Origin of the sequence: Kocuria atrinae C3-8, assembly GCF_000286355.1 — a bacterium.
GTDB classification, from domain to species: Bacteria; Actinomycetota; Actinomycetes; order Actinomycetales; family Micrococcaceae; genus Kocuria; species Kocuria atrinae_A.
In genome coordinates this window covers 1-12,290 of the sequence record NZ_AJXN01000106.1, presented here as the reverse complement: position 1 = coordinate 12,290, position 12,290 = coordinate 1, and the positions used below count along the sequence as shown (strand labels likewise).

Here is a 12,290-nt window from a genome sequence, read left to right as displayed (position 1 = left end):
CTGGGCCTGACCCGTGGCGATCTCGGTGATGTAGTGGGTCAGCTGCTGGGTGTAGTTCTGCCCCGAACCGAGACCGGTACCCGAGACATCCGAGTACGTGAAGATCAGCACCGCAATGGCGGCAACGGTCCACACGACCGAGGCGGCCTGGGCCAGCTGGAGTACCGAAGAATAGACGGGGTGATCCGGTTCGGCCGACTGGTCGCGGCTGTTGCGCGGCGGTCGCTTCCGAGTGAGGTCCGCGAATCGCGGGACCACGCCGATGGCCAGCAGCAGAGCGCCCATGACCACGGCCATGGAAATGTTGTGCACGGTTTCCAGCGCGGGCAGACCCCACCGGACCAGGGCACCCGGATCCGCGACCTCGCGCGGATCCGAGGCGCCACCGTACAGCAGCGCGGCGGTCATGCCGATCATGGCGGCCACCACCACCACGGCAATGATCCAGGGGTTGAGACTGACCCCCGCGATCTCGGACCGCTGGGGCTTTGCGCTTCCCGGGGTTTTCGCCCCAGTGGCAGTGCTCATTCGTGTGCTCCTTCGGCCCCGCGTGCGGCGACCATTCCCGTGTTGTTACCCGCTGACCCTGACATGCAGTGATTCATCCGATCAGAAGAGCCCGTCTCCGATGAATCCACCCTCCTCGCACCCGGGCGGAATCGCAAACACCGCCGAGCCGATGGGAACCGTCCAGGTGTTGAGCATGTCCATCTCGTCCAGTTTCTTCTGGATGGGAACGAACTGCTGGGTCGGATCGGATTGATAGGACGCGAAGATCAGGCCCGTGTTGGACACTCCCCCACTGATGTCACCGGAACGGCTCATGCCGGAAGCGTCCGCCACCGGTAGGTCGTAGTTGTACACCCTGCGGAAGATCTTCTCGTCCGGATTGTCGGTGCGCGAGCGTCGGATGTGGCTGTAGGAGGCGATCACCGGAACCCGAGCGGCCCTTGGCCTCGAAGTCCGGTTCGTCGTGTTCCTTGGAACCGGTCAGGGGTGCGCCGTCGGCCAGTTTCCGGCCCACCGAGTCCTCGCGGGCGGGGGTGTCTGCCTCGTCCCAGGTGTCCAGGTTCATGTGGATGCGGCGCAGCACCAGTGACGTGCCGTTCTCGATCCACGGCTCGAAACCGTCCTGCCCGTAGACCACTTTCTCGTGATCTTCTTCCCCCGGATACGGATTGACCGTGCCGTCCACCTGGCCGAACAGATTGCGCATCGTCTGACCCGCGGGCGTGGCACCCACCGTGTTGCGGAAACCGTCCTGGATCCAGCGCACTTTCGCGAACGATCGGGAGTCCTTGAGCAGCACACGCTGGGCGTGGGCCAGGGTCAGCTTGTCGTCGCAGCACAGCTGCAGCAACAGATCTCCCTGGTTCCAGCGGTCCTGCAACTGGTCGATGTCGAAGGCCGGGAGGGGTTCGAGCCACTCGGGCGCTTCGACGAGTCGATCAGCGCCATGGCCTTCGGGCCGAAACCGAACGTGACTGTGAGCCGCGACGGGTTCTCCGCGAGCCACGGTTCCTGATCCCACAGCGGGGCGCGGCCCTGGGTGAGCGCGGCGGCGTCGTCACTGAGCACGCGAAGCATGCGCCGCAGGGAATCTTTGCTCGCGCCCTGGTTGAGGTCCAGCGCGACGAACGCGCAGAAGGCCTGCGGCAGCGTGGCCACGCCGGCCTGGCGCGCACCGTGGAACGGCTCGACCTGTAATCCGTGGCGGGCGGCGTCGGAATGATCCGCGGTGGGATCCTCCGTGGCGCCGAGAGCCTCGTTCAGGCCCACCGCCGAGGCAGCTCCGATGCCGGTGACGCCCGCACCGGCGACCGCTCCGATCAGGAGCGATCGCCGCTGCAGGCCTTCACGAGCAGGGGTGTCGTCAGTGCTCATGACATTCCGGAAGCGCCGAAGATTCCGGACTGGGCATCTCGGAGTGTTCGCCGTGCTCGCTGTGTTCCTCACCCGGGGCGTAATGCTCCTGCGCCCCCGCGTAGTCACGCACCGGGACAGTGATCTGCTGCGTCCGGTCGTTATCGAAACCCAGCTCCACCGTGAGATCCGTGCCCGACTTCACGGCGCACTTCAGCTCCATGAGCATCATGTGGTCGCCGCCGGGTTCGAGCGTCTTGGTCTCCCCCGGAGCGATCTCGAAGCCGCCTTCGACACGCTTCATTTCGGTCGAGCCGGTCTGGTCGTTCATCACGGTTTCGTGCAGTTCTGCCACGCCCGCGGTGCCCCCGGCATCGATCGATTCGAGCGTCACGGGCTGATCGCCGGTGTTCTTGAGCGAGCCGAACACGGACGTCATGTTCGAGTCCGCGGCCTTTGCCCAACCGTCGGTCAGTTCAACGACCTGCTCGGTCCCGGCGTTGTCCTCCGCCGACGACGCCGCCGGGGCTTGCGTCTCGTCGCTGGCCTGATTGCCACCGGCCGAGCAGCCCGTGAGCGCGGTGACTGCCAGGCCGAGGACAGCCAGCGAAGTGATGCCGCGGCGCACGGCAACGGGCAGCGGGAAGTTAGACGGTGCAGTGGTTGTCTTCATCATCAGTTCCTTGTCCAGAGTCCCGAGCGCGCGTCAGTGCTTCTTGCGGCGGGTGGCCAGAACCAGCACCACGATGAGCAACGCGAGGGCACCCACACCACCGATCACGGGAATCAGCCAACCGGGAGTCCCGGAGTCACCGGCGGGCTCAGCGGCCTCGGTTGCGGTGTCGTTCTCTTCGCTCGTGGGGGCGGCGGACGCCTCCTGGGTGGGGCCCTGACCGGCCTGCTCACCAGCTCCCTCGCCCACGGTGTACTCGTAGGTTCCCTCGATGGGGTGACCGTCCTCCGAGACCACGCGCCACACCACGGTGTAGGTCTCGTCCTCGGTGGAACCGGGGTTGCTCAGCGGCTGAATCACGCGCTGCCGCTCCACGGTGGATTCCCGTTCGATCAGGGATTCACCGTTGGAGTCCGTCACCCGGATCTCCCGCCCGATGTCCATCACGTTTCCGGAGAACGTCAGGGTCAGGGATTCCGGGGAAGCGTCCAGGGAAGCCCCGGACTCGGGGTCGGAGCTGACCAGCTCGTCGTGGGCGGCTGCGGGCTGTGCAGTGCTCACGAGCATGAACAGAGCCGTGAGGAACGCGAGCAACACAGCGGCGAGCGGGCGACGGTCTGTAGCGGCACGCGCGACGGCGCGGGGCGGCGCCGTCGTCCGTGCTGATGGTGCGGAACGGACGGGGACTGTGGCATCAAAAATGTGCATGAAATTCTCCTGCGTCTGGGACGCATTACTGCCGCGGTAGGCGGCATGAAGCGGAAAGTGAAAAGTGGCTGTGACGGCACTTTCGGTTCCACCGCAGGGCCCGCTACGGGCGCTGAAGAATTACGCGAAAACCGGGGCCGCCCCGCGCGCGGGAGGGCCTCTGAAGCCGTGCACGACCGGCAGCAGCAATTGATCCACGAGGGCACGAGGCGAGGTCCACGCAATCCGGCGCGGCACCGTGCGCATCACGGGCAGCACGGGCAGCACGGGAACGCGCACCAACGCGAGCACGCGTAGCGACACGGCGTCGAGCAGTCGCACGGAGGCGACCTCCCCGTGGCGCAGTAGCGCATAGGTGGCCATGGCTGCGATCAGGTGTGCCACCAGCATGCCCATCCCGTGGTGCCCCAGATCCGGTGCCAAGGTCACAACGAGCTGCGGGGTACCCTCGGCAGCCGCGCTGGTGACGTGGTGCGTGTGGTCCACGGCCGTGACCCCGTGACCCGATTGGGCGAACAGCCCGTGGAGAATCCCCTGGCTGGCGACCACCGCCGCGGCCACACTCACGCGCGACAACACGCGACCCGCAAGCAGCATGCAGACGGGAGCAGCGAGCGCGGCCGAAAGAAGGATCAGGATGAGCGGCGGCCACGTGCGTCGACGGCTGCGTGAGACGCGGCGGCCAGGCCGGTGGCGATCAGCGATGCGGCCCATCCCCGGGCAAGACGGCGCGCACGCGAAGTCACCGCACACCTCCGGGGATCTGACCAGCCAATAAATTCCCCTCCATTATGCGCGTGATCCGGGGAATCCACGAACTCGGAAACGAACAAGGGACCGCCCACGAATAACGTGGACGGTCCCTTGAACTAACACGAGCGTGTCGCCCGCGCAGGCTTACCTCACTTGGAGGAAACAGCAGCCTTCAGCTTGGAGCCGGCGGTCAGCTTGACGCCGTGGCCGGCCGGAATCTGAATGGTCTCACCGGTCTGCGGGTTACGGCCCTGGCGAGCGGCACGGTCGGTGCGCTCGACGGACATCCAACCCGGGATGGTGATCTTCTCGCCGTTGGAAACGGAGCTCTCGAAGACCTGGAACATTGCATCCAGACGCGTTGACGGCGGCCTGAGTGGTGCCGGCTTTCTCGGCAACCTCGGCAACGAGTTCGCTGCGGTTCTTAGCCATGTGCTTGTCCTCCTGGACTTAATTGGCGTTCTCTTTGGAAATAGGGAGCATACGCGCCCAGTGCTTCCGAGTGAGAAATTACCAGCTCGACTTGGAGATACCCGGCAATTCGCCGCGGTGAGCCATCTCGCGGAAGCGAACACGGGAGATTCCGAATCGCTGGAAAGTACCGCGGGGACGACCATCGATCTGGTCACGGTTACGAACGCGGATGGGAGAAGCGTCGCGGGGGAGCTTCTGCAGACCCAGGCGAGCCTCTTCGCGAGCCTCCGGGGTTGCGTTCTCATCCACGAGAGTCTTCTTCAGCTCTGCGCGCTTGGCGGCGTAGCGCTCGACGATGACCTTGCGCTGCTCGTTCTTGGCGATCTTGGACTTCTTTGCCATGGATTTAGCGCTCCTCGCGGAAATCGACGTGCTTACGAACCACCGGGTCGTACTTCTTCATGACCATGCGGTCAGGATTGTTACGGCGGTTCTTACGGGTTACGTAGGTGAAGCCGGTACCTGCGGTGGACTTCAACTTGATGATGGGACGTACGTCCTTGTCCTTAGCCATCTCAGATCTTCTCCCCACGTGCAATGAGCTCGTTAACCACGGAGTCGATGCCGCGAGCATCGATCACCTTGATGCCCTTGGCGCTCAGGTTGAGCGTGACGTTGCGACGCAACGAGGGCACCCAGTAACGCTTCTTCTGGATGTTCGGGTTCCACCGGCGCTTGGTGCGGCGGTGCGAGTGCGAGATGCTGTGTCCAAAGCCCGGCTGAGCTCCGGTCACCTGGCAGTGCGCTGCCATAGTGTTCTCCTCCAATGTCCAATGTCGACGAAATGACGGCACGCATGGTCGCTGTCAATGTTTTGTGTTCACGCTGACAGCTGCGGCCAAGAGTGATCCGTCACCTCAAGAAAATGCCACCGTTCGTGCGCTGGGCGGTGGTGCTCAATTGCCCCGCGTCAGTACCGGTCAGGGCACTCGCCACGACGAAGACGGTGAAGATCAGGCGCCGGTAGATGGACTCCACCACACGACAACCTTAAATTCTAGGCTTCTACGATCTCTCTCGCAAACTCAACGTTAAAAACGGTGCGATTGAGCGCAGGACTATCTTAGCGGTAGGCGCCCAAGGGGCAAACTCGGCTGCTTTTAACACGAGTTCGGGGTGCGCGCCGTCCATGACCCGGCGCACACCCCAGAACACGTTGTGCGGTTCCCAACTCCTCACCCAGGAGATTAGGTAAGACTAATCTAACCTAATTTTTCTGGCGGGGGAACCCCTGATGATGACTCCTTATTTTCCGCACGGTTCCGCGATATCCCGGTGTTCGAGCGGCTCATGGACGGTCACTCCGGGTTCGCGCGAGTGCGTTCCCAGGGTCTCGTTGACCGCCTTCACGAGTGCCCGGACCCGATCCATGCGGTTCAGTTCCTCGAGCAGGACGTACATCCCGTTGCCGTCGGCCAAGGGAACCCGCCAATTGGGATATTCGTCACTCGTGCCGGGTTGGTTCTGGATCCGCCGCTCCCCCACCGCGTCCACCAGGGACACGTTGAACAGCATGGACGGAGCTCGACCCAGGTAACGGTAGAGCGCTTCGATCTTGGCTTCCTCGCTGCTGTTCGTCCCGTCCGGGAGCAGACCGGCCGCCTCGACCGCGGCGAAGAACGTGTCGAGTTGCTGCTGGGCTTCCTTGCGCTCCTCCTCGGGGGAACGGGCGAGCAACCCGAGATCCTCGCGCAGTTGGAGCTGCACGCCCTCCAGATAGCCGGCGGTGGGCGGCAGGTCGTGCGTGTTGACCGAGGCCATACACAGTTCGCGGTACTCGGACGGGTCCAGCGGCTCGTCCTCGTCCATCTCGAACCACAGGATGGAGGTTCCCAGCACACCCTTTTGTTCCAGGTATTGCCGGGCACTGGGTTCCACGGTGCCCAGGTCCTCGCCGACCACCACCACGTCCGCCAGCTCGGCTTCCAGGGCCAGCACGCCCAGCATCGCCTGATGGTCGTAGTAGACGTAAGCGCCTTCCGAGGCCTGGTTGCCGTCCGGAATCCACCACAGTCGGAACAATCCGATCACGTGGTCGATGCGGATGCCTCCGGCGTGCCGGAAGATGTTGCGCAGCATGTCGCGCCACGGTTGATAGCCGGCCTCGGCGAGCCGCTCCGGGTGCCACGGCGGCTGGCTCCAGTTCTGGCCGAGCTGGTTGTACATGTCCGCGGGGGCACCCACGCTCACGCCGCTGGCCATGGTGTCCTGCAGGGCCCAGGCGTCAGCACCGTTCTTGCTCACACCCACGGCCAGGTCGTGCACCACGCCGATGTCCATACCCGCCCGGTGGCCGCTCGCTGAGCGGCCTCCAACTGTTCGTCCAGCAGCCATTGCAGCCACACATAGAAATTGATGCGTTTCTCGAGACGTGTGCGCGCCTCTCGTGCATAGGGTGCCTCCGGTGACGCGGCACCGTGGTCCCATTCCGGTGAGTCCTCACCGAGCTCTTCGCGCAGCGCGCACCACAGGCCGAAGTCCCGCAACGCCTGACCTCCGCGCGCCACGAAGGCCTCCAGTTGCTGCTGCCGGTACGGCGAGCGCCGCACGGTGAACAGCAGGTCGAGACTCTTGAGTTTGGCTTCGTAAGCGGTGTCACGGTCGATGGTGCTCGGATCCAGCACCTTCTTGCGTTGCACCACGGCCAAGTGCTCGACCACCTCGCGGTCGTTGGGCGCAGGTACGCGAACTCGGCCACGTCCGCGAGACGCAGGTACAGCGGGTTGAAGAAGCGTCGGCTCGACGGCAAGTACGGCGAGGGCTCGATGGGCGGCACCGGCTCCGCCGCGTGCAGCGGGTTGATCAGCACGTAGTCCGCTCCCTGGGTACCACTGATGGCCGCCAGCGAGGCCAGATCGGACAGGTCGCCCACACCCCACGAGCGCGAGGTCATGAGCGAGTACAGCTGCGCCATGTAGCCCCAGCGGCGCTGTCCGCGCAGTTTGTCGGTCGTGTTCAACCGCTGCGGAGTCACGGCCAGGTGGATCGACTCGGGCTGTCCGTCATTGACCTCCGAACATTCGCTTCCAGGCTGTACCAGCCCAGTTCCAGATCTTCGGGGAGTTCGTAGCGGCGCCGTTCCAGACTCACGCCATCGATCTCTCGGGTGTCCGACGACGCCGCCGCATCCAGTTCCCGGGCCAGCTCCGGCTGGTTTTCCGGCCACAGCCGCACGCGCACGTCGGAGCGTACGGGGACGGTGACGTCCACGGTGGTATAGGTCCCGACTTCGGTAATTACCACCGGCGGCAGCATGCGCCGCCACGGTGCTTCCTCGCGGGCACGGAGGCTGTCCTGCACCGCTGCCTGGGAGGAAACGTCCGCGCCCAGTGCGGTGAGCACCTTGCCCAGAGTCTCATCCGGAACCGTCTTGGGTTCACCGTCAAACCCTTGGTGTTCGGTGGCCACGCCGTAGCGGGAAGCCAGTGTTTGCAGTGAAGTCTCGCCTGAGTGTGATCCGCTGTCCGCCATGGTTCCACTCTAATCAGCCGGGTGATGATCTTCCGCGCACATGACCTCTCCGCTTGTCCTCCGGCGGCTCAGCGCGTCACGATTCGGACCAGGCCTGTGCCGTGAGCTCGAAGCTGCGCGCCCGCACCTCGGGGTCGAACGCGTAGCTGTTGAGCATCAGTTCGTCCGCGCGGGTGACCTCCACGACCTGTTCGAGCTGCTCGGCCACCTGCTGGGGTGCGCCCACCGCGGAGACGGCCAGGTGCTGTTCCACGAAGGCCGCTTCCGCCGGAGTCAGTTCCACCTGGTCAACCGGCGGCTGCAGTGGTGTCCTGTTGTTACGCGCCATGCCACGCACCAAAAGTTGGTGGGTGGTGAACTGGCGGCGCGCTTCGGCCTCGGTGTCGGCCGCGAGCACATTGGCGGCGATCATGACGTACGGCTCTTCCAGGGTGGCCGTGGGCGCCGACGCGTCGAAGGACCTGCGATATACCTCGATGGCATCCATGATCATGCCGGTGCGAAGTGCGACGCAAACACGTAGGGCAGACCCAACGATGCCGCCACCAGGGCACCGTCCGTCGATGAACCCAGGATCCACAGCGGGACCCGGGTGTCTCGGGCCACCGCGGCGCGAATGGGTTCCCCGTTCTGACCACCGAAGTAGCGTTCGAGCTGATGGATGTCCTGCCGGAACGTGTCGTGTCCGCCCTGTCCGCGGCGCAGCGCCAATGCCGTGCGCATGTCGGTTCCCGGCGCCCGCCCGAGCCCCAGGTCCACGCGTCCCGGGTACAGGTTTTCCAGCGTGCCGAAGCTCTCGGCCACGGTGAGCGGCACGTGGTTGGGCAGCATGATGCCCCCGGAGCCACACGAATGGTGGAGGTGGCCGCGAGCGCCTGCCCCATGAGCAGGGCCGTGGCTGAGGAGGCGAAGGACTCGGAATTATGGTGCTCCGCGTACCAGACTCGCGCGTATCCGGCGGCCTCGAGCCGTTGCGCCAACGTCGTGGCATCGCGCACGCACTGGGCGACCGGTCGATCTTGGATAATGGGAACCAGGTCCAGGGCGGACAGGTTCACGCGAGAATTCTGGGTTGCTGCCACGGTGTGGTCCTTTCACCGGCCGTCCACTGGGTCATCATCTTTGATGCTATTACTCGTTTGTCACCCGGCCACGTTCGTCATGTGAGGATTGCCCCATGAAGCCTTCATTGCCCGCACCGCCCGCAGACTGGCGTCCGGCCGCCGTAGTGTTCGATTGCGACGGCGTGCTCATGGACACGGAGACCGCCTGGGCCGGGGTCCAGGACCGAGTCGCGGCGGACTACGGCGTGGACTACAACCAGGCCGCCCACAAGCAGCTCATGGGATTGTCCGCGGCCGACGTCGCGCAGTGGATCACCGACGCGCGGGTGAGGTCGCTGCCGAGCAAGGCCGCGAAAAGCCGAGCCTGAACGAGGTCTACGATCACCTGATCGAGGTTGAGGCGGAAGTCGTCTCAACCGTTCTGGAACCGCTGCCCGGTGCCCTGGAAGCCGTCCGCGCCTTCGCCGAACGCATGCCCGTCGCGGTGGCCAGCAACTCCACGGCGCAAGTCCTGGACCGCAAGGTGCGCGCCCTGGGCCTGGACGAGATCATCACCACGTGGGTCAGTTCTGACGACGTCCCCCACGGCAAGCCGGCCCCCGATATCTACCAAGAAGCCGTTCGCCGACTGGACGTTGAACCCGATCAAGCGCTCGCGATCGAGGACTCCCCCGCCGGCACCACGGCCGCGTCCAAAGCTGGGCTCTGGGTGCTGGGCGTTCCCAACGGCCATGACGAGCCCCTCTCGTGTCACTTTGTCGCCGACTCCTTGGCGGACCCGCGCGTGCGCGAGTTCATGACCGGCTGGGGAATCTGACCGGCACCCGAAACCCGTGCGCCACGCCGTGAATTAACTGCCCTAAGAAAGACGCGCCCCGCGAAACAGCTGCGCCCCGCAACCCGCCGTGAGGCAGGAAACGGGGCGCAGCGGCGTCGTCGTCGTCCTGAAAAAGCTATAGCTGTTCCAGAGACCGTAGGGCGGTACTAGCTATTCCAGAGACCGTAGGTCTCGGCGAGCTCGGAAACTTCTTGGCACGTGCCAAGCGCGGGAGGTAGGAACCGTCCGCACCGGTGTGACCGGAATTGGCCTTCTCGATCATCTCGCGGGCCCAGCGGATCTCCTGCTCGCTGGGCGCGAGCGCGTGGTTGATGGTGTCCGTCTGATCGGGATCCAGGGTGAGCTTGCCGGTCATGCCCATGGACTGGGTGACCTTGCACGCGTCCTCGAGCCCCTCGCGGGACACACCGTTGGTCGGGCCGTCGATGGGACCGGGCAGCTCGCCCACGCGAGACGCGGTGACCAGGGTGGAACGCGCGAAGGCGAGCGCCATGGGATCGCCCGAGGCACCCGTGTCCTTACGGTAATCACCCACGCCAAAGGCCAAGCGGAACACGCCCGGAGCGCGAGCGATGTCGTAGGCGTTCATCAGACCCACGGCGGATTCGATCAACGCCACCACGGGTGTGCCGGCGCGGCTCATCATGGCCGTCTTGGTGATGTGGTCGGGGTGCTCGGTCTTGGCCAACACGATGCCGCGCAGGTTCTTGACCTCGCTCAGCGCGGCCAGGTCCTTCTCCCAGTGCGGCTGGTGATGTCGTTGACGCGCACCCACGCGCTCGCGCCGTCCTGCATGGCCTGGATCATGTTCGCGCGGGCGGTGTCCTTGTCCTCTTCGGGCACGGCATCTTCGATGTCGAAGATCACCGAATCCGCTTCAGAGGCCAACGCCGGGGCGAACAGCGACGTGTCCGCCGCGGAGGTCAACAGCCATGAACGCGACAGCCGAGCGGGCAGGTCTGCGGCGCGCTGATTACGATACGGAGTCACTAATCTCCCTTTACTTCAAGGAACTGTGGTGGACAGGAACTAGGCCAGGGGCGTGTGCGCAGGGTCGACCTCTTCACCGGAGCGCACCGGACCCGGTGCGGTAGCACCGTCCGCGAACGGGGAACCACCCATTTTTTCACGACCGTGCTCGGACATCCAATTGCTCAGATCCGGGCCGATGGGAACGATCTGGGAGGGATTGATGTCCTCGTGCACGATGAAGTAGTGCTCCTTGATCTGCTCGAAGTCCACGGTGTCGCCGAAACCGGGAGTCTGGAACAGATCACGGGCGTAACCCCACAGGTTGGGCAGCTCGGTGAGCTTCTGGCGCGAGCACTTGAAGTGCGAGTAATAGACCGGGTCGAAACGGACCAGGGTGGTGAACAGCCGCACGTCCGCCTCGGTGATGTGGTCACCCATCAGGTATCGCTTGTCGGCCAGGCGCTCCTCGAGCCAGTCCATGGCAACCCACAGCCGCTCGTAGGCCTTGTCGTAGGCCTCCTGGGACCCGGCGAAGCCGCAGCGGTACACGCCGTTGTTGACCTCGGTGTAGATGCGCTTCATGACATCGCGCATTTCGTCCTCGAGCTCGGCCGGCCACAGATCCGGGGCGCCCTCTCGGTGGAACTCGGTCCACTCCTTGGCGAAATCCTCAGTGATCTGGGGGAAGTTGTTGGTCACCACCTCACCGGTGGGGATGTCCACGATGGCCGGCACCGTGATGCCCCGCGGGTAGTCCGGGAACCGCTTGAAGTAGTTCTCCTGGAGACGCTCGGTGCCCAGCACCGGGTCCTTGCCCTGGGGGTCCAGGTCGAACTGCCACGAACGAACGTCGTGGGTGGGACCGGGCAAGCCCACGGAAATGGCGTCCTCAAGACCCAGCAGGCGGCGCACGATCAGGGTGCGGTTGGCCCACGGGCACGCGCGTGCGGCAACGAGTCGGTAGCGTCCGGCCTCGACCGGCCACGCCTGCGCACCCTCGCTCAGTTCGGCGGACTCGGGGTCGGCGACGATCCGATCCTCGATATAGGTGGTGTCGCGGTTGAATTCCTCACCGGCGTGGACGTAGGCCCCCGCGGTCGAATACTTGTCTTTGTCCTGGTTCTTCGCGTCGGTCACGGTGCGCTCCTCACATCAATGGTTTATTTTGATGATACGTCATCATTATGCGAGCTTGCTATGACACTGACCACCGTAATCAGGTGACGCCACCGGGGCTACAGTGGCTGCATACATACCGCGTCGACCGCGATGAACGGCCGCTTCCTTTGTCGGGGTGAACATCATGAACTCAACGAGCAATCCTTCCGAGAACTCCCGGGATCGCGACGCGGAGCGCCCCGAATACGGCGTGCGGGTGCCGCGTGCCGATGCAGCCGGCACGCCCGAGCCCACGCAGTCTGCACGGCCTGCGCGTCCTGCGCCGGTCCTCGCGGCTGCCTGAGCGTCGGGACGA

The 12,290-nt window shown here is 64.8% G+C and carries 12 protein-coding genes and 6 pseudogenes; 2 read left to right on the top strand and 16 right to left on the bottom strand.

The window, feature by feature from the left end; all coding sequences use genetic code 11:
• From YO9_RS0111495 to YO9_RS18285, 14 genes and pseudogenes are all read right to left on the bottom strand, one after another.
• Positions 1–528: pseudogene (locus YO9_RS0111495) on the bottom strand (copper resistance protein CopD); the annotation flags it as partial.
• Between the two features lie 81 nt (positions 529–609).
• Positions 610–1,884: pseudogene (locus YO9_RS0111490) on the bottom strand (Dyp-type peroxidase).
• Complete coding sequence (locus YO9_RS0111485) at positions 1,874–2,539, bottom strand: copper chaperone PCu(A)C (RefSeq protein ID WP_016997595.1); 666 nt, start codon at positions 2,537–2,539, stop codon at positions 1,874–1,876. The pseudogene YO9_RS0111490 and the gene YO9_RS0111485 overlap by 11 nt, the downstream one beginning before the upstream one ends.
• A 30-nt stretch (positions 2,540–2,569) precedes the next feature.
• On the bottom strand, positions 2,570–3,244 hold the full coding sequence (locus YO9_RS0111480) for a copper resistance CopC family protein (protein ID WP_016997594.1): 675 nt from the start codon (positions 3,242–3,244) through the stop codon (positions 2,570–2,572).
• A gap of 120 nt (positions 3,245–3,364) precedes the next feature.
• On the bottom strand, positions 3,365–3,841 hold the full coding sequence (locus YO9_RS0111475) for a hypothetical protein (protein WP_223286463.1): 477 nt from the start codon (positions 3,839–3,841) through the stop codon (positions 3,365–3,367).
• 305 nt (positions 3,842–4,146) lie between these two features.
• Positions 4,147–4,429 (bottom strand): annotated as a pseudogene (locus YO9_RS0111470) (HU family DNA-binding protein).
• Between the two features lie 78 nt (positions 4,430–4,507).
• A complete protein-coding gene (rpsN, locus tag YO9_RS0111465) occupies positions 4,508–4,813 on the bottom strand; it encodes a 30S ribosomal protein S14 (RefSeq protein WP_016997592.1) in 306 nt (101 codons plus the stop codon).
• Positions 4,814–4,817: 4 nt separating this feature from the next.
• Positions 4,818–4,985, bottom strand: coding sequence for a 50S ribosomal protein L33 (rpmG, locus tag YO9_RS0111460; RefSeq protein ID WP_016997591.1), 168 nt, complete (start codon positions 4,983–4,985; stop codon positions 4,818–4,820).
• Between the two features lies 1 nt (position 4,986).
• Positions 4,987–5,223 (bottom strand): 50S ribosomal protein L28, encoded by a 237-nt coding sequence (gene rpmB / locus YO9_RS0111455; RefSeq protein ID WP_016997590.1) that lies wholly within the window; start codon positions 5,221–5,223, stop codon positions 4,987–4,989.
• A gap of 100 nt (positions 5,224–5,323) precedes the next feature.
• Positions 5,324–5,452, bottom strand: coding sequence for a hypothetical protein (locus YO9_RS20075; protein WP_016997589.1), 129 nt, complete (start codon positions 5,450–5,452; stop codon positions 5,324–5,326).
• A gap of 264 nt (positions 5,453–5,716) precedes the next feature.
• A pseudogene (gene malQ / locus YO9_RS0111445) lies at positions 5,717–7,364 on the bottom strand (4-alpha-glucanotransferase).
• Positions 7,365–7,441: 77 nt separating this feature from the next.
• Positions 7,442–7,942 (bottom strand): hypothetical protein, encoded by a 501-nt coding sequence (locus YO9_RS20070; protein WP_016997586.1) that lies wholly within the window; start codon positions 7,940–7,942, stop codon positions 7,442–7,444.
• A 76-nt stretch (positions 7,943–8,018) separates the two neighbouring features.
• Positions 8,019–8,429 (bottom strand): LLM class oxidoreductase, encoded by a 411-nt coding sequence (locus tag YO9_RS18290; protein WP_223286462.1) that lies wholly within the window; start codon positions 8,427–8,429, stop codon positions 8,019–8,021.
• 2 nt (positions 8,430–8,431) lie between these two features.
• Positions 8,432–8,940 (bottom strand): annotated as a pseudogene (locus YO9_RS18285) (MsnO8 family LLM class oxidoreductase).
• 179 nt (positions 8,941–9,119) lie between these two features.
• Between YO9_RS18285 and YO9_RS20065 the strand changes: the two are divergent.
• Positions 9,120–9,374 carry an HAD hydrolase-like protein gene (locus tag YO9_RS20065; protein WP_262925670.1) on the top strand — a complete coding sequence of 85 codons (255 nt, stop codon included), beginning with the start codon at positions 9,120–9,122 and terminating at the stop codon, positions 9,372–9,374.
• The gene (locus YO9_RS0111435) at positions 9,314–9,823 is read left to right on the top strand and encodes an HAD family hydrolase (RefSeq protein ID WP_262925669.1); all 510 of its coding nucleotides are present in this window, start codon (positions 9,314–9,316) and stop codon (positions 9,821–9,823) included. Before YO9_RS20065 ends, YO9_RS0111435 begins: the two co-directional genes overlap by 61 nt.
• Before the next feature lie 167 nt (positions 9,824–9,990).
• On the opposite strand, the pseudogene YO9_RS0111430 reads toward YO9_RS0111435, so the two are convergent.
• Together YO9_RS0111430 and YO9_RS0111425 are read right to left on the bottom strand one after the other, a co-directional pair.
• Positions 9,991–10,834 (bottom strand): annotated as a pseudogene (locus tag YO9_RS0111430) (HpcH/HpaI aldolase/citrate lyase family protein).
• Positions 10,835–10,873: 39 nt separating this feature from the next.
• A complete protein-coding gene (locus tag YO9_RS0111425; RefSeq protein WP_016997583.1) occupies positions 10,874–11,953 on the bottom strand; it encodes a glutathione S-transferase family protein in 1,080 nt (359 codons plus the stop codon).
• Positions 11,954–12,290 lie beyond the last annotated feature (337 nt).